This window comes from Streptomyces sp. NPDC028635 (assembly GCF_040637635.1).
Taxonomy (GTDB): domain Bacteria; phylum Actinomycetota; class Actinomycetes; order Streptomycetales; family Streptomycetaceae; genus Streptomyces.
Genome location: NZ_JBEZWX010000012.1, coordinates 89,276 through 111,741, shown reverse-complemented (window position 1 = coordinate 111,741; position 22,466 = coordinate 89,276). Strand labels below are relative to the sequence as shown.

The window sequence follows — 22,466 nt, the reverse complement described above, 5'->3', positions numbered from 1 at the left end:
GCACGGCGCGCCGCGAGAAGCAGTACAAGCACTACCCGAAGGCTGGGGAGGTCGGCGAACGACCATGCACGTCACGCATCTGTCGCTGGCCGACTTCCGCTCCTACACCCGGGCCGAGGTCCCGCTGGAGGCCGGCGTCACCGCGTTCGTCGGCCCCAACGGGCAGGGCAAGACCAACCTGGTGGAGGCGGTCGGCTACCTCGCCACCCTCGGCAGCCACCGCGTCGCCTCCGACGCCCCGCTCGTGCGCATGGGCGCCGAGCGGGCCGTCGTACGCGCCCAGGTGCGGCAGGGTGAGCGGCAGCAGCTGGTCGAGCTGGAGCTGAATCCCGGCAAGGCCAACCGCGCCCGCATCAACCGCTCCTCGCAGGTGAGGCCGCGGGACATCCTCGGCATCGTGCGGACCGTGCTGTTCGCGCCGGAGGACCTCGCCCTGGTCAAGGGCGATCCGGGAGAGCGGCGGCGGTTCCTGGACGAGCTGATCACCGCGCGCTCCCCGCGCATGGCGGGCGTGCGCTCCGACTACGAGCGCGTGCTGAAGCAGCGCAACACCCTGCTCAAGACGGCCGCGCTGGCCCGCCGGCACGGCGGCCGCTCCATGGACCTGTCCACGCTCGACGTGTGGGACCAGCACCTCGCGCGCGCCGGTGCCGAACTGCTCGCCCAGCGCCTGGACCTGATCGCCGCGCTCCAGCCGCTGGCCGACAAGGCGTACGAGCAGCTGGCCCCGGGCGGCGGGCCGATCGCTCTGGAGTACAAGCCGTCCGCGCCCGGCGAGGCACACGCGCGTGAGGACCTCTACGCGCAGCTCATGGCGGCGCTCGCGGACGTCCGCAAGCAGGAGATCGAGCGGGGCGTCACCCTCGTCGGCCCGCACCGCGACGACCTGATGCTCAAGCTCGGCCAGCTGCCCGCCAAGGGCTACGCCTCGCACGGCGAGTCCTGGTCCTACGCCCTCGCCCTGCGCCTGGCCTCCTACGACCTGCTGCGCGCCGAGGGCAACGAGCCGGTGCTCGTCCTCGACGACGTCTTCGCGGAGCTGGACGCCCGCCGCCGGGAGCGGCTGGCGGAGCTGGTGGCGCCCGGCGAGCAGGTGCTCGTGACGGCGGCGGTCGACGACGACGTACCGCACGTGCTCAGCGGAGCGCGGTACGCGGTGGCGGACGGCGAGGTGACGCGCGTATGACCGCACAGCAGCCGGAGAACCGGCCGGAGAAGGCGCCCGAGCCGTCCGGTGTCGACCTCGCGCGCGTGGCGCTGCGCGCCGCGAAGGAGGCCGCACGCGCGCGTGGCGACGCGGCGCAGCAGAAGAAGCAGGCGCGCCGTGGTGGCCTGCGCTCCGGCGCGCGCGCCGACGGGCGCGACCCGATGGCGCTCGGTGCGGCGATCAACCGGCTGATCACCGAGCGGGGCTGGGAGACACCGGCCGCGGTGGGCGGTGTCATGGGCCGCTGGCCGCAGATCGTCGGCGAGGACGTGGCCAAGCACTGCGTGCCGGAGAAGTACGACGAGGACGAGCGCGTGCTGGTGGTGCGCTGCGACTCCACGGCCTGGGCGACCAACCTGCGGCTGCTGGCGCCGACGCTGGTCGCGCGGCTCAACGAGGACCTGGGGCAGGGCGCCGTCCGCATGATCAAGGTGCTGGGCCCGAGCGGCCCGGTGCGCCGCTACGGTCCCCTGCGCGCCCCCGGCAGCTCCGGGCCGGGCGACACCTACGGCTGAGTGCGCCCGCGGACCGCGCCGGCGTGCCCGAGTGAGGGACGTCACACCGAATCCACACCTCTCCGCGCGTGCGGGCCGGGCCCCGCGCGGTGCTGCCCACCCTCGCGTACGGAACGCACGCACGCGTGCACGGCAAGACACACAAAATCGCCGCATAAGCGTACGAAACGACATCTGACTCACGAGTAGCAAAGGGTTGACAGCCCGAGGCGCTGAGTGCCGCTGTGAGCCTCTTGGAGCCCCCTTCCGTATATCGGGAGTCGGAAGAGGCCGGTTCAGGGCGCCACATCGGGACTCAGGTACCGGCAAACCCCCATCGATGTCAGTGCTACCGGTAGACTGGAAGCCGATCCCGCCCCAACCACGGGGACCGTCCGGGAAACGCTGAGCAACGCTGATCAAGGCTTACCAACGCACCATGCCGCAGCCGCTCCGGCAACCCTCCTGCACAGGGGGAACCCCCAGGAGCCTGGCTTGTGCTGTGCCAGAAAGGGCGCTTCGTGGCCGATTCCGGCAACCCCAACGAGAACATCCCGTCCACCGACGCCGGCGCGGACAACGCGGCGAGCACCTCGAGCGGTGAGGTCACGGCCTCGTACGACGCCAGCGCCATCACCGTCCTCGAGGGTCTGGACGCGGTCCGCAAGCGACCCGGCATGTACATCGGCTCGACCGGCGAGCGCGGACTGCACCACCTCGTGTACGAGGTCGTCGACAACTCCGTCGACGAGGCGCTGGCCGGCCACGCGGACACGATCGACGTGACGATCCTCGCCGACGGCGGAGTGCGCGTCGTCGACAACGGCCGCGGCATCCCCGTGGGCATCGTGCCCTCCGAGGGCAAGCCGGCCGTCGAGGTCGTGCTGACGGTCCTGCACGCGGGCGGCAAGTTCGGCGGCGGCGGCTACGCGGTCTCCGGTGGTCTGCACGGCGTGGGCGTCTCCGTGGTGAACGCCCTCTCCAGCAAGGTCTCCGTCGAGGTCAGGACCGACGGGCACCGCTGGACGCAGGACTACAAGATGGGCGTCCCCACGGCGCCGCTGGCCCAGCACGAGGCGACGCAGGAGACCGGCACCTCGGTCACCTTCTGGGCCGACCCGGACATCTTCGAGACCACGGAGTACTCCTTCGAGACGCTGTCGCGGCGTTTCCAGGAGATGGCGTTCCTCAACAAGGGCCTGACGATCAAGCTCACCGACGAGCGTGAGTCGGCGAAGGCCACCGCCGGGGCGGACGAGGCGGGCGCCGACGAGAAGGACGAGGCGAAGACCGTCACGTACCACTACGAGGGCGGCATCGTCGACTTCGTGAAGTACCTCAACGCCCGCAAGGGCGAGGTGGTCCACCCCACCGTCATCGACCTGGAGGCCGAGGACAAGGACAAGAGCCTGTCCCTCGAGGTCGCGATGCAGTGGAACAGCGGCTACAGCGAGGGCGTGTACTCCTTCGCGAACATCATCCACACCCATGAGGGCGGCACCCACGAAGAGGGCTTCCGCGCCGCGCTGACGTCCCTGATCAACAAGTACGCGCGCGACAAGAAGCTGCTGCGCGAGAAGGACGACAACCTCACCGGTGACGACATCCGCGAGGGTCTGACCGCGATCATCTCGGTCAAGCTGAGCGAGCCGCAGTTCGAGGGGCAGACCAAGACCAAGCTCGGCAACACCGAGGCGAAGACCTTCGTGCAGAAGGCGGTCTACGAGCACCTCACCGACTGGCTCGACCGCAACCCGAACGAGGCCGCGGACATCATCCGCAAGGGCATCCAGGCCGCCACCGCGCGCGTGGCCGCGCGCAAGGCCCGTGACCTGACCCGCCGCAAGGGCCTGCTGGAGACGGCGTCCCTGCCCGGCAAGCTCTCCGACTGCCAGTCGAACGACCCCACCAAGTGCGAGATCTTCATCGTCGAGGGTGACTCCGCCGGCGGCTCGGCCAAGTCCGGCCGCAACCCGGAGTACCAGGCGATCCTCCCGATCCGCGGCAAGATCCTCAACGTCGAGAAGGCGCGGATCGACAAGATCCTGCAGAACCAGGAGATCCAGGCGCTGATCTCCGCCTTCGGCACGGGTGTGCACGAGGACTTCGACATCGAGAAGCTCCGCTATCACAAGATCATCCTGATGGCGGACGCCGACGTCGACGGCCAGCACATCAACACGCTGCTGCTGACCTTCCTGTTCCGCTTCATGCGGCCGCTGGTCGAGGCCGGGCACGTGTTCCTGTCCCGCCCGCCGCTCTACAAGATCAAGTGGGGCAAGGACGACATCGAGTACGCCTACTCCGACCGCGAGCGCGACGCGCTGCTGGAGATGGGCCGCCAGCGCGGCAAGCGGGTGCGCGAGGACTCGATCCAGCGCTTCAAGGGTCTCGGCGAGATGAACGCCGAGGAGCTGCGCGTGACCACCATGGACCAGGAGCACCGCGTTCTCGGCCAGGTCACCCTCGACGACGCCGCGCAGGCCGACGAGCTGTTCTCGGTGCTGATGGGCGAGGACGTCGAGGCACGCCGGCAGTTCATCCAGCGCAACGCCAAGGACGTCCGCTTCCTCGACATCTGAGTCGGTCTCAGCTGACCGCACCAGGAAGGATCTTCACCAGCAATGGCCGACGAGAACACCCCCGTCACCCCCGAAGGTGACGGCGTCATCGCCCAGCGTGTCGAGCCCGTCGGGCTCGAGACGGAGATGCAGCGCTCGTACCTCGACTACGCGATGTCCGTCATCGTCTCGCGTGCGCTGCCCGACGTCCGGGACGGCCTCAAGCCCGTCCACCGCCGCGTGCTGTACGCGATGTACGACGGCGGCTACCGTCCCGAGCGCGGCTTCTACAAGTGCGCCCGTGTCGTCGGCGACGTCATGGGCAACTACCACCCGCACGGCGACTCCTCGATCTACGACGCCCTGGTCCGCCTGGCCCAGCCGTGGTCGATGCGGATGCCGCTGGTCGACTCCAACGGCAACTTCGGCTCGCCGGGCAACGACCCGGCCGCGGCGATGCGCTACACCGAGTGCAAGATGGCGCCGCTGTCGATGGAGATGGTCCGCGACATCGACGAGGAGACCGTCGACTTCACGGACAACTACGACGGCCGCTCCCAGGAGCCGACCGTCCTGCCCTCCCGCTTCCCGAACCTGCTGATCAACGGCTCCGCCGGCATCGCGGTCGGCATGGCGACCAACATCCCGCCGCACAACCTGCGCGAGGTCGCCGCCGGTGCCCAGTGGTACCTGGAGAACCCCGAGGCCTCGCACGAGGAGCTGCTGGACGCGCTGATCGAGCGCATCAAGGGCCCCGACTTCCCGACCGGCGCGCTCGTCGTGGGCCGCAAGGGCATCGAGGAGGCCTACCGCACCGGCCGCGGTTCGATCACCATGCGCGCGGTGATCGAGGTCGAGGAGATCCAGAACCGGCAGTGCCTGGTCGTCACCGAGCTGCCGTACCAGGTGAACCCCGACAACCTGGCGCAGAAGATCGCCGACCTGGTGAAGGACGGCAAGATCGGCGGCATCGCCGACGTCCGCGACGAGACGTCCTCGCGCACCGGCCAGCGCCTGGTCATCGTGCTCAAGCGGGACGCGGTCGCCAAGGTCGTCCTGAACAACCTGTACAAGCACACCGACCTGCAGACGAACTTCGGCGCGAACATGCTCGCGCTGGTCGACGGCGTACCGCGCACGCTGTCGCTGGACGCGTTCATCCGCCACTGGGTGACGCACCAGATCGAGGTCATCGTCCGCCGTACGCGCTTCCGGCTGCGCAAGGCGGAGGAACGCGCGCACATCCTGCGCGGTCTGCTCAAGGCGCTCGACGCCATCGACGAGGTCATCGCGCTGATCCGGCGCAGTGAGACCGTCGACGTCGCCCGCCACGGCCTGATGGACCTGCTGGAGATCGACGAGATCCAGGCCAACGCGATCCTCGAGATGCAGCTGCGGCGCCTGGCGGCCCTGGAGCGGCAGAAGATCGTCCAGGAGCACGACGAGCTCCAGGCGAAGATCACCGAGTACAACGCGATCCTCGCCTCGCCGGTCCGTCAGCGCGGCATCGTCAGCGAGGAGCTGGCCGCGATCGTCGAGAAGTACGGCGACGACCGCAAGACGAAGCTGATCCCCTACGAGGGCGACATGTCCATCGAGGACCTGATCGCCGAAGAGGACATCGTCGTCACCGTCACCCGCGGCGGCTACATCAAGCGGACCAAGACCGACGACTACCGGGCGCAGAAGCGCGGCGGCAAGGGCGTACGGGGCACGAAGCTGAAGGAAGACGACATCGTCGACCACTTCTTCGTCTCCACCACGCACCACTGGCTGCTGTTCTTCACCAACAAGGGCCGCGTCTACCGCATCAAGGGCTACGAGCTGCCCGAGGCCGGCCGGGACGCGCGCGGCCAGCACGTGGCGAACCTGCTCGCCTTCCAGCCGGACGAGGCGATCGCCGAGATCCTCGCCATCCGCGACTACGAGGCGGTGCCGTACCTGGTGCTGGCCACCAAGTCCGGCCTGGTGAAGAAGACTCCGCTGAAGGACTACGACTCGCCGCGCTCGGGCGGTGTCATCGCCATCAACCTCCGTGAGCGCGAGGAGGGCGGCGACGACGAGCTGATCGGCGCGGAGCTGGTCTCGGCCGACGACGACCTGCTGCTGATCAGCAAGAAGGCGCAGTCGATCAGGTTCACCGCCTCGGACGACACGCTGCGTCCGATGGGCCGTGCGACCTCGGGCGTCAAGGGCATGAGTTTCCGTGAGGGAGACGAACTGCTCTCGATGAATGTGGTGCGACCCGGTACGTTCGTGTTCACTGCCACTGACGGTGGGTACGCGAAGCGGACCCGCGTCGACGAGTACCGCGTCCAGGGCCGCGGCGGCCTCGGCATCAAGGCCGCCAAGATCGTGGAGGACCGCGGTTCGCTGGCCGGCGCGCTGGTGGTCGAGGAGACCGACGAGATCCTCGCCATCACCCTCTCGGGCGGTGTGATTCGTACGCGAGTCAACGAGATCAGGGAGACGGGCCGTGACACCATGGGCGTCCAACTGATCAACCTGGGCAAGCGCGATGCCGTGGTCGGCATCGCCCGTAACGCCGAGGCGGGGCGTGAGGCGGAGGAAGTCGACGGCGACGTGGCCGTGGACGAGATCGCCGACGACGCCGCGACCACCGGCACGGACGAGGGTGAGTCGCCCTCGGCCGAGTAGCACGAGGAGTGAGCAGCGTGAGCGGAGCCACGGGCGCCGGACCGACCGGTACCAGTACGGGAACGGACGGCGGCGGCCGTGGCTCCGCCGCGCACGCCTCAGCCGGTAACGGCCCTGCGCACGACCCGCAGACCACCAACCTCCAGGCGATCAAGGCGCCCGCCAAGGGCGCGCCCTCTTCCGACACCCAGGGATCCCAGGGGGGAACCGTGACGGACACCCGAGGCCAGCAGCCGGCCTCGCCGCTGCCCGACGAGCGCCAGGGGCAGCAGAGCGGCGACCCCTACCACCCGCCGCAGGCCTACCAGTCGGACGCCGTACGCCGCCCGCGCACCGGAGTCCGTACGACGCCCCGGGTGCGCAAGGCACGGCTGCGGGTGGCCAAGGCCGACCCCTGGTCGGTGATGAAGGTCAGCTTCCTGCTCTCCATCGCCCTCGGCATCTGCACGGTCGTGGCCGCCGCGGTGCTGTGGATGGTGATGGACGCGATGGGCGTGTTCTCCACGGTCGGCGGCACGATCTCGGAGGCGACCGGCTCCAACGAGTCGAACGGCTTCGACCTGCAGTCCTTCCTGTCGCTCCCCCATGTGCTGATGTTCGCGACGATCATCGCGGTCATCGACGTGGTCCTCGCGACGGCGCTCGCGACCCTCGGCGCGTTCATCTACAACCTCTCCGCGGGCTTCGTCGGCGGCGTCGAGCTGACGCTCGCCGAGGACGAGTGAGCAGGTCGCGGACAACCGATTTTGGGACTGCGCCCCTCGTGCGCTAATCTTCAGGAGTCAGCGCGCGGGACATACACCGCAGAGCGCGGCGGGGCTATAGCTCAGTTGGTTAGAGCGCATCCCTGATAAGGATGAGGCCACAGGTTCAAATCCTGTTAGCCCCACCAGACACGAAGACCCCCAGCCGGTGAAGGCTGGGGGTCTTCGGCATTTCTGGCCGACATCAGCCGATGCTCGGGAACGTTCTCCGGCTAGGATCGGAGGTCTTTCCGCATGGCGGGTCACATGGGGTGTCATCTGGGGGGCGTGTGATCGCGATAGGTGTTCTCTTCGGGCTGCTCGGCGGCGTGGTCGGCACGCTGATCGTCGTGCTGCTGCGCCGGCGCAACAGCGGTACGCACAACGCCGACGGGCTGCGCATCGAGCAGACCCGCCGGCTCCAGGCCCGCGACGACCGGGTGTCCTTCAACGCCCTCACGCTCCACGGCCAGGCGCCGAACATGACCGACCAGTACCGGCATCACTGACGTCCCGGTCCTGGCCGTACACACGGCGAGGCCCGGCGGCTCTTGCGAGCGGCCGGGCCGGTGTTGCGCGTGCGGTTGTACGCGAATCGCCGTCACGTCAAAGGTGCTGGTGGGAGCACGGCGTGGGCGCCGTGCGCGGCGCTGTCAGCGCTGCAGGGGGATCATGGGGCGCTGCTGTGCGGGGATGGCGGCCCGTTCCGGGACGTCGGCGCTGTCGCACTGTTCGTCGGTCGCCGCCGTGTCGTCGAGCGGCCGGTGGCGGCAGCTGGGGGACTTCCCGTGGGCCTCGGCCCGGATGCGCTGCTTCATCGTCGGGGGAAGGGACCGGGCGTGGAGCCAGGACCAGGTGGGCAGTGGCGGTGCCGCCGCTTCGGGGGCGGTCGCCGCGTCGTCGCTGCTGCTGTTGCGCGGCGCCTCGCTCTGCGGTACCGCCGCGGCGGCGGTCGTGGTGACGAGTCCGAGCGCCGTGAACAGCGCGAGGAAGGCGGTCACGATGACCGTCCACAGCTGCTTGACCTGGTTCTGGGCCATGATCCCCTCACTTTCGGGTTGGGCGATTTGCGTACTTTCCTCATGATGTGTATGGGGATCGCGAAGTGGTGGACCGACGCCCGTGGCGCGTCGATGTTCCGATGAACACCACTCGGATGGACGTACCGACCGCGCGGGGCCCCGTGCGGGGCCTCGACGAGCGCCGCGACGGGAACGGTGGTAATGCGGGGCGGTACGGCGGGTCGGCGGGTCCATGGGACGCCGGGGTGGTGGGTCGGCGGGGCGCCGGGGCGCCGGGCCGGGATCCGCTTCCATCGCGCCGCTTCGTATGGCCAGTTGGTGCCCCGACGCAGGTCACCGATCGGTATCGGCCGGTGTGTATAGTCGGGCGCCAGAGGTCCCTTACGTCAACGAAAGACGAGGTTGCGCGGTGAAGAAGCTGCTCCTGGTCGCACTGGCCGCCATCGGCGGGCTCCTCGTGTACCGCCAGATTCAGGCGGATCGCGCTGAGCAGGACCTGTGGACGGAGGCGACCGACTCCGTGCCCACGGGTTCCTGACCACCCGACACCGAATTCAGCAGACCCCGGCCGCCCGAGCGGTCGGGGTTTTGTGCTGCCGGGGCCGGGCGGCGCGAATTGCGCGATACCCCGGATGGGCGCGGGAGTGCCGGGGCAGGATGGGCACGGTCCGGTTGCGGAACGGGGAGAGGGCGCGTATGGGAGGGCGTACGGCGGCTGCGCTGCTGGTCCTGGGCATGGGGCTGGCGACGGCCCCACCCGTACAGGCGGCGCCCGCCCCTCCGGTACCGGGCTCCTACGCGTACGACCCCGGGGCCCGTACCGTCGCCGCCGCGCAGGGCACCGGGGAGGCCGCCGGCCTGGCGCCGGGACGCAGCTACCGCTCCACGCTGACCGGCAGGGGCCCGGTCTACTTCCGGCTCGACCTGGACGGCTCGTCGAACGCGTACGTCTCCGCCACGGCCGTCCCACCGGGGGACGCCGAGGTCTCCGCCTCGGACGGCCTCAAGGTGTCCGTCCAGGACGCCGACGGGCGCGCCTGCTCCTATGACACGCAGTTGTTCGGCGCGTCCCGCAGCCCGCGTCCCGTGACGGCCTGGGGCGCACGGGAGACCGGCACCTCCGGCCGGTCGGCGTGCCGCGGCGCCGGGGCGTACTACGTCGTCGTGGAACGGGCCGGCCGGTCCGCCGCCACCGCGTCCTCGCCTCAGCCGTGGGCCCTGGAGCTGACCGCCGCCACCGAGCCGCCCCTCGCCCGGCCCGGCCCCACCGACGCCCCCACGGCCTGGAACTCGGCGTCCGCCGCACCCCCGTCGGGGACCCCGGCGAGCCGCCCGGCGGGCGCCGGGTTCGCCACGGCGCCGCTCGTCGGCGAGGGCGTCTGGCAGACCGCCGTACGCCCCGGGCAGTCCCTCTACTACAAGGTGCCCGTGGAGTGGGGGCAGCGGCTGTCCGCCGGCGCCGAGCTGGGCAGCACCGCCGAGCGGGGCGGCTACACCGTCGGCGCTCTGGAGCTGGCGCTGTTCAACCCGGTGCGCGGCCACGTCACCGACGTCGGCGTGGGCTACGACGGCGCCCAGAAGTCGGCGGCCCTGCCGCCCGTGCCGCCGGTCGCCTACCGCAACCGGTACTCCGTGCGGGACACGGTCGGCGCGATGCGGTTCGCCGGGTCGTACTACCTGGTGGTGCACCTGGCGGCGCGCGTGGCCGACCGGCTCGGCCCGGGAGCGCTGCCGCTGACGCTCAGGGTGCGCGTGGACGGTGAGCCGCAGGCGGGGCCGGACTACGCGGGGCGGCCGTCACCGGGGGACGTCTTCGGGGCCACGGGCGGAGCCGGGGGCGGCGGCACGTCCGGTGACCCCGTGCTCAGAGCCGTCGCCGTGGCCGGCATCGGCACCGGGACCCTGCTGCTGGCGGTGCTCGGCGGCTGGACGGTGCTGGCGCGGCGCCGGGCCGGTCAGACGCGGGCCAGCGCCCAGAACCCGACGGCGTAGCAGACGAGGGCGAGCAGCAGCAGCGGCACGGCGACCCGGGCGGGCGGCCCGGGGCGGCGCCGGCGGCGCGTGGCCGGGGCCGGGGCCGGGGTGTCCACAGCCCTGGGGGAGCTCCGGGGTTCCTGTGTGGTGTACGACGCGGTGGCGGGGTCGGCGCGGTACCGGACGACGGGCAGGACGTGGGTGGGCGTGTCGACAGTGGGTGCGTCGCCGGGCTGCTGCCCTGAGACGGCCTGGGCTCCTGACACGGCCTGCGCCCCGGAAACGGCCTGTGCCCCTGGGGCCGCCTGCGCGTCCGGGGCCATCTGCGCTCCCGGGGCGACCTGCGCTCCCGGGGCGGTCTGTGCCCCTGAGGCGGGCTGCTCCCATGAGACGCCCTGGCCCCGGGACAGGGCCTCCCCCCGGGACAGGGTCTCTCCCCTCGACACGGTCTGCTCCCGGGCCAGGGCCTGCTCCTGGGCCAGGACCTGCGCCCGGGAGACGGTCTGCTCCGGAAACGCGGCCTGTGCAGGACGCGGCGGTACGACGGTCACGTCCCGCGGATCGGCGAGCGGGCCGTGCGGTCCGAACCCCGGCGGCAGGGGACCGACTTGGTCGAAGATCTCGATCAGCTCGTCGTCGGGCCCCGGTTCCGGCAGGAGCTCGACGGCCGCGGCCAGCGCCTTGCGCGCCCCCGTCGCCGTGCGGAAACGTGCCTGCGGGTCGGGTTGCAGCAGCGCGGCCACGACCTGCCAGAGCGGCTCGGGAACGCCCTTGGGCGCACCGGGGGTGCCGTGTTCGGTGAAGTACTGCACGAGCGCCTTGGCGTCTGGCTTGGCGCCCTCCAGCAGATACAGCGCCACCAGACCGACGGCGAACAGATCGGCCGGAAAGTCCGGCTCGGCGCCCAGCAACTGCTCGGGCGCGAGGTAACCGGGCGTTCCCACCACGAGGTTCGTCTCCGTCAGCCGCGGCTCGCCCAGCCGCATCGCGATGCCGAAGTCCGACAGGCGCAGCCGGGGCCGGCCGGTGCCGGTGGCTTCCAGCAGGACGTTGGCGGGCTTGACGTCCCGGTGGACCACCCCCTCGGCGTGCACCGCGGCCAGACCCGACAGCAGCTGATCGAGCAGCGTGCAGACGAAGGCCGGGGGGAGGGGGCCGTAGTCGCCGACGATATGGACCAGCGAGCCGCCCGTGACCAGGTCCATGGTGAACAGGACCTGGTCGTCGTCGGCTGCCCAGCTGGTGGGCGCCAGCACGTGCGGGTGATCGATCCGCAGCGCCTGCTCCCGCACGAACCGCAGCAGCGCGTGCGCGTCGCGCTGCTGGAGCACCTTGGCGGCCGCGTAGCGACGGCGACGGTGGTCCCAGACCCGCCATACGGCGCCGACGCCGCCCCGTCCGATCGGATCGACCAGCTCGTACCGCCCGGCGAAGACCTCACCCATCGCTGCGCGCCGCTCCTCCCCCTCGGGTCACCCCCGTTGCATCCCCCGCGACCGGCCGCCGAACCCCCTCGGCGACCGACCGGCGAACCCCCGTGACCGGCCGTCGCTCCCGTTCGGTGACGGGCCGGGAGGGTCAGTTCTGGTGGGACTGGTAGTGCGCGACCGCGTCGGAGGTGCGGCCGGCGCCGTAGACCCGGAGGAATTCGGCCAGTTCCGGGTGGGTCGTGGACAGGGTGTCCGCGGCCTCGATGATGTCCCCGGCGGCGGCCACGGAACGCAGCAGCGACTGGATCTCGCGGACCACCCGCTTGACCGTCGGCGCGCCCGAAGTGCTGGTCGTCTGCGTGGTGTTGTTGAGCACCGAGCCCCCCTGCGACTTCTTGATCTCCTCCATGCGCTCGGTGGCCTCGGCGGCGCTGACGCTGCCGTCCGCCGCCTGCGCCGCCAGCTCCTGCAGCAGCTGCACCCGCTGGACGACCGCCGGATTACCGATCTTCGCCCGCTGGCCGCTCATCAGCTGGGACAACATCGGCGCCGACAGTCCCAGCACCCCCGCGAGCCGGGCCTGGTTCAGACCCAGGTCGTCTATGAGCCTACGGAAGAGCGCCCCCAACGGCTCCCCGTACCAGTTCCGCTGCAGTTCCCGCGCTCTTGCGGTGGCTTCCTGCTGTGCGGCGTCCATTGCGTCTCCCCATCGCTTCCCCAAAACGGCGGTTCGCTGCCGCGAACCACGCCGAGCATCTTACGGAGCGTGGTCGACTACGGGGACCCCCCAATCTTTTTGCGAGATCCCCGGGTGGACCCGGTACTCTGGTCTGCGGCGCCCACCGGATCGCGGTTCTTCCGGCCGGACGCTTCTTTTGAGGGGCCTTAGCTCAGTTGGTAGAGCGCCGTCTTTGCATGGCGGATGTCAGGGGTTCGACTCCCCTAGGCTCCACCTGGAAACGCCCCCCGACCTGCGGTGACGCAGATCGGGGGGCGTTTTTTCGTGCCTCCGCCGGGCGGGACGGAGCGCGGCCGGGCGCGCGGGGTTGCTCGGGCCGTCGTGCGGCCGGTCAGGGGGGCAGCCGGTCCCGCCGGGGCAACACTGCGGGGCAGGTGACCTCGTCCTGCAAGTCGCCTGCCCCGTCGGGTTGTTCCGTCGTGCTGTTCCGTCGTGCGGTGTCTCAGCCCTCGTCGTCGCGGCGGGCCGCTTCCTCCTCGGCCTCCTTGGCCTGGACCTCCGGGTCGAGCGCGCTGTCGCCGCTGCCGTCGACCGAGGTCAGACGGCCCGACTCGGGCACCTCGGTCGCGGCGGGCGGCTCGACCAGCCAGTCCGGGTTGGCCTGCTTGTCCCACCACTTCCATGCCGCGAACGCCCCGCCCGCCACGGCGCCGGCCACCGCCAGCACCTTCGCGATCCGGCCGGCCCGGGCCCGGCGCCGGTGCTTGCGGGCCAGCTTCTGGATCTCCTTGGGCGAGACCTGTCCGCGCAGTGCGGCCAGCGCGGCGGCGCCCCGGGCGGCGGCCTCGTCGCGGACGGGGCCGGCCGCGGCGACCGCCTGCTCGATCATCGGCCGGGAGTAGTCGGCGGCCTGACGGGCAGCCTTGCGGGTGCGTACGGCGGCCTCCTGGGCCGCCTGGTCCACCCTCGGCGGCACATGCGTCATGGCCTGCACGCGGGCCTGCTCGATTCGGGGCGCCAGATGGACGCCGTACTGGGCGCGGGCCTGCTCGGCGGCCAGCGTCACCTTGGGCGCGAGCCGTACGCGTGCCTCGTGCGCGTAGTGCGCGGCCCTCTCCTTGGCGGTGTCGGCGTAGGGCGCCACCACTTCCGCGGCGTGCAGCACGCTGTCCTTCGCCGAACCGGTCGCGGCGCGCACGCTGTCGATGCGGGTCACGGGTTCCTCCTCCTCGGTGGCGTACGGTAAATCGACTTTCCACCCTTTTGCGGATCATGCCTGCCCGTGTGCTCTCCGGCATGCGGGGACGCGCATCCGGGTGCCGAAGAACGCGATCGCGGGCGAATAGCGGACGAACGGGATTCAACGGAGCTTGTCGTCGACAATGCCACGGATCGGCCCGGCGCGCTCCCGTCCCGCAGGACTCGCTCGCCGGGGTGGTGGGCCCGTGGCCGAAATCCCTGCTTCCGCTCGGGAAGGCGACGCGCGGGACGGACCGTGCGAGGATCGGGTAGTCACAGAAAGACAACGGAAGGCACATCGTGGCTGAGCAGCTCTACGCCACCCTGAAGACCAACCACGGCGACATCGAGATCCGGCTTTTCAAGGACCAGGCGCCGGCCACGGTCAGGAACTTCGTCGAACTCGCCACCGGCGAGCGTGAGTGGGTCCACCCGGAGACCGGTCAGAAGACCAAGGCCAGGCTCTACGACGGGACGATCTTCCACCGGGTGATCAGCGGCTTCATGATCCAGGGCGGCGACCCGCTGGGCAACGGCACCGGTGGCCCGGGGTACCAGTTCGCGGACGAGTTCCACCCCGACCTGCGCTTCGACCGTCCCTACCTGCTGGCCATGGCCAACGCCGGCCCGGGCACCAACGGCTCGCAGTTCTTCATCACCGTCGCCCCGACGGCGTGGCTGACCCGCAAGCACACCATCTTCGGCGAGGTCACCGGCCAGGCCGGGCAGAAGGTGGTCGACGCGATCGCCGGGGCCCAGACCAACCCGCGCACCGACCGTCCGCTCCAGGACGTCGTCATCGAGTCGGTCGTCGTGGAGTCCCGCGAAGGCTGAGCAGGGCTCCGGCAGGAGGACGCGCCGGAGGTCCGGCAGCTCCCGAAGGGAACCAATCGCCCTGCTCGTCCGTAAGGATGAGCAGGGCGGTTCCTTTTGTACCCGAGTGGCACCGGATGCGTACCCGACGACCGAGGGGATCTCATGGACCAGGCGCCGAGCAGCCCGCAGGACGCGCGCAGCAGCCTGCCGACCTGCTATCGGCATCCCGAGCGCGAGACCGGCATCCGGTGCACCCGCTGCGAGCGGCCGATCTGCCCGGATTGCATGGTCGACGCCTCGGTCGGTTTCCAGTGCCCCGACTGCGTCCGCGGCTCCTCCGCCCGCGAGGGCCGCGCGGCCACGGCGGCGTCCCGCCCGCGCACGCTCGCCGGTGGCACGGTCACCGCGGACCCCCGCCTGGTCACCAAGATCCTCATCGGGCTCTGCCTCGCCGTCTTCCTGGTGCAGCAGGCCGTCGGTGCCGCCTTCGAGGACCGCTTCTTCCTCCTGGGCCGGGCCTACGTCCCGGAACTCGGCGGGGTGGAGGGCGTCGCCGAGGGGCAGTGGTACCGGATGCTGACGGCGATGTTCCTGCACGGCAGCTATGTCCACATCCTGTTCAACATGCTCAGCCTGTGGTGGATCGGCGGCCCCCTGGAGGCGGCCCTCGGCCGGGCACGCTATGTCGCGCTGTACTTCGTCTCCGGGCTGGCCGGCAGCGCGCTCACCTATCTCGTCGCCGACCCGGCCCAGCCGTCACTGGGTGCCTCCGGAGCGATCTTCGGACTGTTCGGGGCGACGGCTGTACTGATGCGCCACCTCAAGTACGACATGCGGCCGGTGCTCGCGCTGCTGGCGATCAACCTGGTCATCACCTTCGGGGTCGGGGGCATCGCCTGGCAGGCCCACATCGGCGGCCTGGTCGCCGGTGTCCTCGTCGGGTACGCCATGGTGCACGCGCCCCGGGAGCGGCGGGCGCTGGTGCAGTACGGCAGCTGTGCGGTGGTGCTCGCCGCCGTCGTGGTGATGACCCTGTTGAGAACGTCCCAGCTCACCTGAGCGACTGGTTGTCCACAACTAGTGCCCGATCTTGTGCACAGCGTGCCAGAACAGCTGTGCCCCCTGTCACCGACCCGGGTTTGCGCAGGTCAGGAAGGGGGCGAACAGGTGTGCGGCAAGCAGTGTGTCAGTCGTACCAGCGTCAAGCCGCGAGGAGTTATCCACAGATCGTCGTTTCTTTTCCCCAGGCCGGGTGTGGATAAATGCACGACCTGTGGATAACTCAGCGGATAGCCGTGGGCAGAGCTGAGTTCACCGGCCCGTGGCCGTCACTTCCACTGCGTGGAGACGCCGAACCCGGCGGCGATGAAGCCGAAACCGACCACGATGTTCCAGTTGTCCAGGCTGTCGATCGGCAGCGAGCCGTCCGTCACGTAAAAGACGACAATCCAGGCCAGGCCGATCAGGAACATCGCCAGCATGACCGGTGCGACCCAGCCCCGGGTGCCCAGCTTGATGTTCGTCGCCTGCTTCGCCGGAGGCGGCGTGAAGTCGGCCTTCTTGCGGATACGTGACTTCGGCACGAGGGTCTCTCCTGTCGATGCGCTGCGTGGCCGCGCAGGGAACGGGTCGGGCTCGGGGCAGCGTAACTGGGGACACTGAGTGCTCCCCCGGGCGTCCGTTAGCGTAGTGCTTCCGCGGCGCCGAAGGAGATAAGGGTACGTTGAGCAATTCTGCCGACTCTCCCCCGACGGGATCCAGCCCTGCCCGCGGGCCCCGTTTCCGGCCCGTGCGGGTGCTCACGATCGCCGTTTTCGCCCTCGCCGGGCTCCTGTTCATCACGAGTTTCAACACGGCCAAGGGCACCAATATCCGGACGGACACGTCCTTGCTGAAGCTGTCCGACCTCATCCAGGAGCGCAGCCGCAAGAACAAGGAGCTGGACGACGCCAACGCGGCGCTGCGCGGTGACGTGGAGGCGCTGGCCGAGCGGGACGACGGCAGCACCAAGGCCCAGGACGACAAGCTCGCGGGGCTGGAGAAGCGCGCGGGCACCCAGAAGGTCACCGGTAAGGCGATCACCGTCACGCTGAACGACGCCCCGCCGAACGCCACCGCCAAGCTGCCCGGCTATCCCGAGCCGCAGCCGGACTACCTGGTGATCCACCAGCAGGACCTGCAGGCGGTGGTGAACGCCCTGTGGCAGGGCGGCGCCAAGGGCATCAAGGTGATGGACCAGCGGCTGATCTCCACCAGCGCCGTGCGCTGCGTGGGCAACACCCTGATCCTCCAGGGCCGCGTCTACTCGCCGCCGTACAAGATCACCGCGGTCGGGGATCCCGACAAGCTGCAGAAGGCGCTCGCCGAGTCGCCGGCGATCCAGAACTACATGGTCTATGTGAACGTCTACGGCCTCGGCTGGAAGGTCGCCGAGGACGGGACGGTGACGCTGCCGGGCTACTCGGGCACCGTGGACCTCCACTACGCCAAGCCCGTGGAGCCGTAAGGGCCCCTCTCGCCTCGGTTTCACGTGAAACCGAGGCACCACCGGCACGCCTCGCGCGGGTACCTTGCGGACGCACGGGATCCGGGGGCGCCGCGCCGTTAGTCTGGTTCCGGTACGGCGTGAGTGACGGTGCCGTGGGGAAACGGAAGGGACGGCATGTACGGCTGGATCTGGCGGCATCTGCCGGGCAACGCGTGGGTGCGGGCGCTGATCTCGATCGTGCTCGTCGTGGCCGTGGTCTATCTCCTGTTCCAGTACGTCTTCCCGTGGGCCGAACCGCTGCTTCCCTTCAACGATGTGACGGTGGACAACCAGTGAGCGCGCGCATTCTCGTCGTCGACAACTACGACAGCTTCGTCTTCAACCTGGTCCAGTACCTCTACCAGCTGGGCGCCGAGTGCGAGGTGCTGCGCAACGACGAGGTGGCGACCTCCCACGCCCAGGACGGTTTCGACGGCGTGCTGCTGTCGCCGGGCCCGGGCAAGCCGGAGGAGGCCGGCGTCTGCATCGAGATGGTCCGGCACTGCGCCGCGACCGGTGTCCCCGTCTTCGGCGTCTGCCTGGGCATGCAGTCGATGCAGGTCGCGTACGGCGGCGTGGTGGACCGGGCGCCCGAGCTGCTGCACGGCAAGACCTCGCTGGTCGAGCACGAGGGCCGCGGCGTCTTCGCCGGGCTGCCCTCCCCGTTCACCGCGACCCGCTACCACTCGCTGGCGGCCGAGCCGCCGACGGTGCCGGCCGAGTTGGAGGTCACGGCCCGCACCCAGGACGGGATCATCATGGGCCTGCGGCACCGCGAACTGCCCGTCGAGGGCGTGCAGTTCCACCCGGAGTCGGTGCTCACCGAGCACGGGCACCGGATGCTGGCCAACTGGCTGGTGGAGTGCGGCGACGAAGGCGCGGTGGCGAGGTCGGCGGGGCTCGCCCCGGTGGTGGGCAGGGCCACGGCGTGACCGCGCTGCGCCCCGAGCGCAAGGACTCGTACGGCTCCGCGCCGCACGAGCCCTACGGCACGTCGCCGTACGGGGCGCAGGACGGGACGTACGGGGACGAGCTGTACGGGAACGAGAGGTACGGGAACGGGGGGCACCCAGCCGAGCCGTATCCCTCCACGGCGTACGGGCCCGGGGCCGACGGAGCCGAGGCCTACGGGCCCGAGCCCCACGGGGCCGAGGCCGACGGGGCCGATGCCAACGGATCCGCGGCGTACGAGAGGTACGGGTCCGAGGCGTACGAACCCTCCGGGGTGCCTTTCGACGACGAGACGGTGGCGCTACGGGTGGCGCAGCCGCCGGGGCGTGGGCGCGAACGGGGCCCCATATCGGCCTCTGAGGGCTCATCTGCCTCTGGAGCCACCGGAGTCACACCCGGCGGGCGCGCGGCCCGCAGGAAGGCCGCCAAGCGGCGTCGCGGGGGCCGGCACGGCTCCGCCGCGACCGGGCAGGACGCTCCGCAGGACGGGCAGGGCCCCGCTCCCCGCTCCCGCGTCGAGGCGAGGCGGCTCGCCAGGGCCCGCAAACCCAGCCCCGGTGTCATCGCGAGCCGGGTGATCGGGGAGCTGTTCATCACGACCGGCGTGCTGATGCTGCTGTTCGTCACCTACCAGCTGTGGTGGACGAACGTGCGCGCCCACGCGCAGGCCGGCCAGGAGGCGAACAGCCTCCAGCAGGACTGGGCGAACGGCAAACGCAGCCCGGGTGTCTTCGAGCCCGGACAGGGCTTCGCCATCCTGCACATCCCCAAGCTGGACGTGGTCGTCCCGATCGCCGAGGGCGTCAGCACCAAGCGGGTGCTCGACAAGGGCATGGTCGGCCACTACGGCGAGGAGCCGCTGAAAACGGCGATGCCGGGGGACAGGACCGGCAACTTCGGACTGGCCGGCCACCGCAACACGCACGGCGAGCCGTTCCGCTACATCAACCGGCTCCAGCCCGGCGACGAGGTCGTCGTCGAGACGCAGGACACCTACTACGTGTACAAGATGACGTCGACGCTGCCGGTGACGTCGCCCAGCAACACCAAGGTGCTCGATCCCGTACCGCCGGGCTCGGGCTTCACCGCACCCGGCCGCTACATCACCCTCACGACATGCACGCCGGAGTTCACGAGCAAGTACCGGCTGATCGTCTGGGGCAAGATGGTCGAGGAACGGCCGCGCAGCAAGGGCAAGCCGGATGCGCTCGTCAGTTAGGGCTAGGGACAGTGGCAGCGACCGCAGAGGACACCGGGACGTCGTCCCCTCGACCGGCGGGGCGTCGCCGGGGCACCGGCCGGATCGCCATGGCGGTGAGCGTCTTCGGTGAACTCCTCATCACGGCGGGCCTGGTGCTCGGCCTGTTCGTCGTCTACTCGCTGTGGTGGACCAACGTCGTGGCCGACCGGGCGGCCGGCCGGCAGGCCGACAAGGTCCGCGAGCACTGGGCCCGGAAGGACACCGGGCCCGGGGCGCTCGACACCAAGGACGGCATCGGCTTCCTGCACGTGCCCGCGATGAGGAACGGCGAGGTGCTGGTCGAGAAGGGCACCACCACGGACGTCCTCAACGACGGTGTCGCCGGCTACTACATCGACCCGGTCAAGGCGACGCTGCCGACGACCGGCAAGGACGGCAACTTCACCCTCGCCGCGCACCGCGACGGGCACGGCGCGAAGTTCCACAACATCGACAAGCTGAAGAAGGGCGACCCGATCGTCTTCGAGACGAAGGACAAGTGGTTCGTCTACAAGGTGTACGCCGTCCTTCCCGAGACGTCGAAGTACAACGTCGAGGTCCTCGGCCAGGTCCCCAAGGAGTCCGGCAAAACCAAGCCGGGCCACTACATCACCCTGACGACCTGCACTCCCGTCTACACCTCCCGCTACCGCTACGTGGTGTGGGGCGAACTGGTCCGCGTCGACAAGGTCGACAGCGCCCGCACCCCTCCGAAGGAACTGGCGGGCTGACGGTACGACGAAGCCCCGGCACCCTCCGCGTGAGGGGGCCGGGGCTTTCGTCGTGCCGGTGTTGGTGCCGGTGGGACGGCCGGTGGCGTGTGGGCTAGCCCGTCACTCCGCCGAAGAACTGGGTGCCGCCACCGTTGTTGCCGCCGTTGTTGCCTCCGCCGCCGAAGGTGGTCAGGTTGACCGGAGTGTCCCGGTTGACCGTGCTGCCGGGGGGCGGGTCGGAGCTGATGACCACGGCGTTGTCGTCGGAGGAGTTTTGGATGTTGCCGACCTGCAGACCGGCGTCCTTCAGGGCCTTCTTGACGTCCTTCAGGCGCTGGCCCTGGATCGGCGGAACCTGGGTCTGCTGGTTCTGCTGGGCCTTGCCGATGACGATCTGGACCGTGGAGCCCTTGCTGATCTCCTGGCCGGGGCCCGGCGTGGTCGAGATGACCTTGCCGACCTGGTTCGGGTCCTGGGTCTCCTGCTCGGTGCAGTTGCCGGTCAGGTTGTTGGCCTGCATCTGGGCCTTGGCGGCGTCACAGGACTGGCCGGTGACGTCCGGGACCGTCGCCTTCTCCTCGGCCTTGGCGACCGTGAGGGTGATCGTGGTGCCCTTCTCGACCTCGTCACCCAGGCCCGGGTCCTGCCGGAGGACCGTGCCCGGGTCCTCGGCCGAGATTTCGGTCTTCTTCTCGACCTTGAACTGGTACTGGTCGCCCTCCAGCAGCGCCTTCGCGTCGTCGAAGCTCTTGCCGAGCACGCTGGGCACCGCCACCTTCGGGGCGCCCGTCGAGACCACGATGTTGACCGTGGTGTTCTTGTCCACCTCGGTCTTGGCCGCCGGGTCCTGCGAGCAGATGTTGCCCTTGGCCTGGTCGGCGCAGGGTTTCTCGGTCGCGGCCAGCTTGAGGTCCGAGTTCTCGGCGATCTTCTGCGCCTGGGCCTGCGACATCCCGATGAACTGCGGCACCGGCACCTGGTCGTTGCCGACGCCCTTGCCGGTGAAGATGTACTTGCCGATCAGGATCGCGCCGACAAGGACCAGGATCGCCGCGACGACCAGCAGGATCGTGGACGTGTTGGACTTCTTCTGGCGGCGCCGGTCCGGACGGTCGTCGTAGCCGTAGCCGCCGTCGTCCGGGTTCATGGGCGGCAGCATCGTCGTCGCCCCGGCGGGGCCGCCGTCGGAGCGCAGCGCGGTCGTGTGCTGGTCGTCGGGGTAGCCGCCGTAGGCCACCGAGCCCATGGCGGCGGTGGCGGCGACCGGCTGGCCGTCGAGGCACGCCTCGATGTCGGCGCGCATCTCGTCGGCCGACTGGTAGCGGTAGTTCGGGTCCTTGACCAGGGCCTTCAGGACGATCGCGTCCATCTCCGGCGTGATCTCGGGGTCGAAGACCGACGGGGCCTGCGGCTCTTCCCGTACGTGCTGGTAGGCCACTGCCACGGGCGAGTCGCCGACGAACGGCGGCCGTACCGTGAGCAGCTCGTACAGCAGGCAGCCCGTCGAGTACAGGTCGGAGCGGGCGTCGACCTGCTCGCCCTTCGCCTGCTCCGGCGACAGGTACTGCGCGGTGCCGATGACCGCCGCGGTCTGCGTCATCGTCATGCCGGAGTCGCCCATGGCGCGGGCGATGCCGAAGTCCATCACCTTGACCTGGCCGGTGCGCGTCAGCATGACGTTGGCCGGCTTGATGTCGCGGTGGACGATGCCCGCCCGGTGCGAGTACTCCAGGGCCTGGAGAATGCCGATGGTCATCTCCAGCGTCCGCTCCGGCAGCAGCTTGCGGCCGGAGTGAAGCAGCTCACGGAGCGTGGAGCCGTCGACGTACTCCATGACGATGTACGGGATCGAGACCCCGTCGATGTAGTCCTCGCCCGTGTCGTAGACCGCGACGATCGCGGGATGGTTGAGCGAGGCGGCCGACTGGGCCTCCCGGCGGAAACGGGCCTGGAAGGACGGGTCACGCGCGAGATCCGCGCGCAGCGTCTTCACCGCCACCGTGCGGCCGAGGCGGGTGTCCTGCGCGAGGTAGACCTCCGCCATGCCACCACGGCCGAGCACCTGGCCCAGCTCGTACCGGCCGCCGAGGCGACGCGGCTCTTCCATAGCTACCTACCAGCCCTCTCCATCGGTCCCGACCGGCACGCCCGTGCGGCCGGAGGCTGTCGTCCGGGCCTACCGTACCCGGATCGGTTTGTGTGACCTGGCCAA

21 protein-coding genes and 2 tRNA genes are annotated in these 22,466 nt (G+C 70.2%); 17 read left to right on the top strand and 6 right to left on the bottom strand.

The genetic code is table 11. From position 1 onward, the window contains the following. Nucleotides 1-64: 64 nt before the first annotated feature. The 7 genes from recF to AB0E88_RS15885 all read left to right on the top strand — a co-directional run bounded on the left by recF (nucleotide 65) and on the right by AB0E88_RS15885 (nucleotide 8,172). Nucleotides 65-1,186, top strand: a complete 1,122-nt coding sequence (gene recF, locus AB0E88_RS15915) for a DNA replication/repair protein RecF (protein WP_361630200.1) — start codon at nucleotides 65-67, stop codon at nucleotides 1,184-1,186. Next, nucleotides 1,183-1,722: a DciA family protein gene (locus tag AB0E88_RS15910; protein ID WP_361630197.1), complete on the top strand. Its 540-nt coding sequence runs from the start codon at nucleotides 1,183-1,185 to the stop codon at nucleotides 1,720-1,722. The genes recF and AB0E88_RS15910 overlap by 4 nt, the downstream gene beginning before the upstream one ends. Nucleotides 1,723-2,198: 476 nt before the next feature. Next, a complete protein-coding gene (gene gyrB, locus AB0E88_RS15905) occupies nucleotides 2,199-4,283 on the top strand; it encodes a DNA topoisomerase (ATP-hydrolyzing) subunit B (RefSeq protein ID WP_361630194.1) in 2,085 nt (694 codons plus the stop codon). Nucleotides 4,284-4,325: 42 nt separating this feature from the next. Further along, nucleotides 4,326-6,920 carry a DNA gyrase subunit A gene (gyrA, locus tag AB0E88_RS15900; RefSeq protein ID WP_361630191.1) on the top strand — a complete coding sequence of 865 codons (2,595 nt, stop codon included), beginning with the start codon at nucleotides 4,326-4,328 and terminating at the stop codon, nucleotides 6,918-6,920. Nucleotides 6,921-6,937: 17 nt separating this feature from the next. Next, complete coding sequence (locus tag AB0E88_RS15895; RefSeq protein WP_361630188.1) at nucleotides 6,938-7,645, top strand: DUF3566 domain-containing protein; 708 nt, start codon at nucleotides 6,938-6,940, stop codon at nucleotides 7,643-7,645. Between the two features lie 90 nt (nucleotides 7,646-7,735). Further along, a tRNA-Ile gene (locus AB0E88_RS15890) sits at nucleotides 7,736-7,812 on the top strand. 141 nt (nucleotides 7,813-7,953) lie between these two features. After that, nucleotides 7,954-8,172: a hypothetical protein gene (locus AB0E88_RS15885; RefSeq protein ID WP_361630185.1), complete on the top strand. Its 219-nt coding sequence runs from the start codon at nucleotides 7,954-7,956 to the stop codon at nucleotides 8,170-8,172. A gap of 144 nt (nucleotides 8,173-8,316) precedes the next feature. On the opposite strand, the gene AB0E88_RS15880 is transcribed toward AB0E88_RS15885, so the two are convergent. Beyond that, on the bottom strand, nucleotides 8,317-8,703 hold the full coding sequence (locus AB0E88_RS15880) for a DUF6344 domain-containing protein (RefSeq protein WP_361630182.1): 387 nt from the start codon (nucleotides 8,701-8,703) through the stop codon (nucleotides 8,317-8,319). A 391-nt stretch (nucleotides 8,704-9,094) separates the two neighbouring features. On the opposite strand from AB0E88_RS15880, the gene AB0E88_RS15875 reads away from it, so the two are divergent. Together AB0E88_RS15875 and AB0E88_RS15870 are read left to right on the top strand one after the other, a co-directional pair. Next, entirely contained in the window at nucleotides 9,095-9,223 is a 129-nt protein-coding gene (locus AB0E88_RS15875) for a DLW-39 family protein (RefSeq protein ID WP_003999697.1), read from the top strand. A 158-nt stretch (nucleotides 9,224-9,381) separates the two neighbouring features. Next, a complete protein-coding gene (locus AB0E88_RS15870) occupies nucleotides 9,382-10,677 on the top strand; it encodes a hypothetical protein (RefSeq protein WP_361630179.1) in 1,296 nt (431 codons plus the stop codon). Here AB0E88_RS15870 and AB0E88_RS15865 read toward each other — a convergent pair. Both AB0E88_RS15865 and AB0E88_RS15860 read right to left on the bottom strand, forming a co-directional pair. Next, entirely contained in the window at nucleotides 10,641-12,104 is a 1,464-nt protein-coding gene (locus tag AB0E88_RS15865; RefSeq protein ID WP_361630176.1) for a protein kinase, read from the bottom strand. The two genes, AB0E88_RS15870 and AB0E88_RS15865, sit on opposite strands and share 37 nt — an antisense overlap. A gap of 133 nt (nucleotides 12,105-12,237) precedes the next feature. Beyond that, nucleotides 12,238-12,786, bottom strand: a complete 549-nt coding sequence (locus AB0E88_RS15860) for a DNA-binding protein (RefSeq protein WP_361630173.1) — start codon at nucleotides 12,784-12,786, stop codon at nucleotides 12,238-12,240. Nucleotides 12,787-12,968: 182 nt separating this feature from the next. Here AB0E88_RS15860 and AB0E88_RS15855 point away from each other — a divergent pair. Further along, nucleotides 12,969-13,041: transfer RNA gene (locus AB0E88_RS15855), tRNA-Ala, on the top strand. Nucleotides 13,042-13,270: 229 nt separating this feature from the next. On the opposite strand, the gene AB0E88_RS15850 is transcribed toward AB0E88_RS15855, so the two are convergent. Then, the gene (locus AB0E88_RS15850) at nucleotides 13,271-13,984 is read right to left on the bottom strand and encodes a DUF5324 family protein (RefSeq protein WP_361630170.1); all 714 of its coding nucleotides are present in this window, start codon (nucleotides 13,982-13,984) and stop codon (nucleotides 13,271-13,273) included. Nucleotides 13,985-14,307: 323 nt separating this feature from the next. Between AB0E88_RS15850 and AB0E88_RS15845 the strand changes: the two genes are divergently transcribed. Together AB0E88_RS15845 and AB0E88_RS15840 are read left to right on the top strand one after the other, a co-directional pair. Continuing rightward, entirely contained in the window at nucleotides 14,308-14,841 is a 534-nt protein-coding gene (locus AB0E88_RS15845; protein WP_361630167.1) for a peptidylprolyl isomerase, read from the top strand. A 144-nt stretch (nucleotides 14,842-14,985) separates the two neighbouring features. After that, nucleotides 14,986-15,882, top strand: coding sequence for a rhomboid family intramembrane serine protease (locus AB0E88_RS15840; protein WP_361630164.1), 897 nt, complete (start codon nucleotides 14,986-14,988; stop codon nucleotides 15,880-15,882). A gap of 269 nt (nucleotides 15,883-16,151) precedes the next feature. On the opposite strand, the gene crgA is transcribed toward AB0E88_RS15840, so the two are convergent. Beyond that, entirely contained in the window at nucleotides 16,152-16,406 is a 255-nt protein-coding gene (gene crgA, locus AB0E88_RS15835; protein WP_361630161.1) for a cell division protein CrgA, read from the bottom strand. A 140-nt stretch (nucleotides 16,407-16,546) separates the two neighbouring features. Between crgA and AB0E88_RS15830 the strand changes: the two genes are divergently transcribed. The 5 genes from AB0E88_RS15830 (at nucleotide 16,547) to AB0E88_RS15810 (ending at nucleotide 20,272) form a co-directional block, all read left to right on the top strand. Next, nucleotides 16,547-17,329 carry a DUF881 domain-containing protein gene (locus AB0E88_RS15830; protein ID WP_361630158.1) on the top strand — a complete coding sequence of 261 codons (783 nt, stop codon included), beginning with the start codon at nucleotides 16,547-16,549 and terminating at the stop codon, nucleotides 17,327-17,329. Nucleotides 17,330-17,485: 156 nt separating this feature from the next. Beyond that, the gene (locus tag AB0E88_RS15825) at nucleotides 17,486-17,647 is read left to right on the top strand and encodes a hypothetical protein (protein WP_361630155.1); all 162 of its coding nucleotides are present in this window, start codon (nucleotides 17,486-17,488) and stop codon (nucleotides 17,645-17,647) included. Beyond that, the gene (locus AB0E88_RS15820; RefSeq protein WP_361630152.1) at nucleotides 17,644-18,282 is read left to right on the top strand and encodes an aminodeoxychorismate/anthranilate synthase component II; all 639 of its coding nucleotides are present in this window, start codon (nucleotides 17,644-17,646) and stop codon (nucleotides 18,280-18,282) included. Before AB0E88_RS15825 ends, AB0E88_RS15820 begins: the two co-directional genes overlap by 4 nt. Continuing rightward, a complete protein-coding gene (locus tag AB0E88_RS15815; protein WP_361630149.1) occupies nucleotides 18,279-19,520 on the top strand; it encodes a class E sortase in 1,242 nt (413 codons plus the stop codon). Before AB0E88_RS15820 ends, AB0E88_RS15815 begins: the two co-directional genes overlap by 4 nt. A gap of 11 nt (nucleotides 19,521-19,531) precedes the next feature. Further along, nucleotides 19,532-20,272, top strand: a complete 741-nt coding sequence (locus tag AB0E88_RS15810; RefSeq protein WP_361630146.1) for a class E sortase — start codon at nucleotides 19,532-19,534, stop codon at nucleotides 20,270-20,272. 94 nt (nucleotides 20,273-20,366) lie between these two features. Here the strand turns inward: AB0E88_RS15810 and pknB are convergent, their stop codons facing one another. After that, nucleotides 20,367-22,361, bottom strand: a complete 1,995-nt coding sequence (gene pknB / locus AB0E88_RS15805; protein ID WP_361630143.1) for a Stk1 family PASTA domain-containing Ser/Thr kinase — start codon at nucleotides 22,359-22,361, stop codon at nucleotides 20,367-20,369. Nucleotides 22,362-22,466 lie beyond the last annotated feature (105 nt).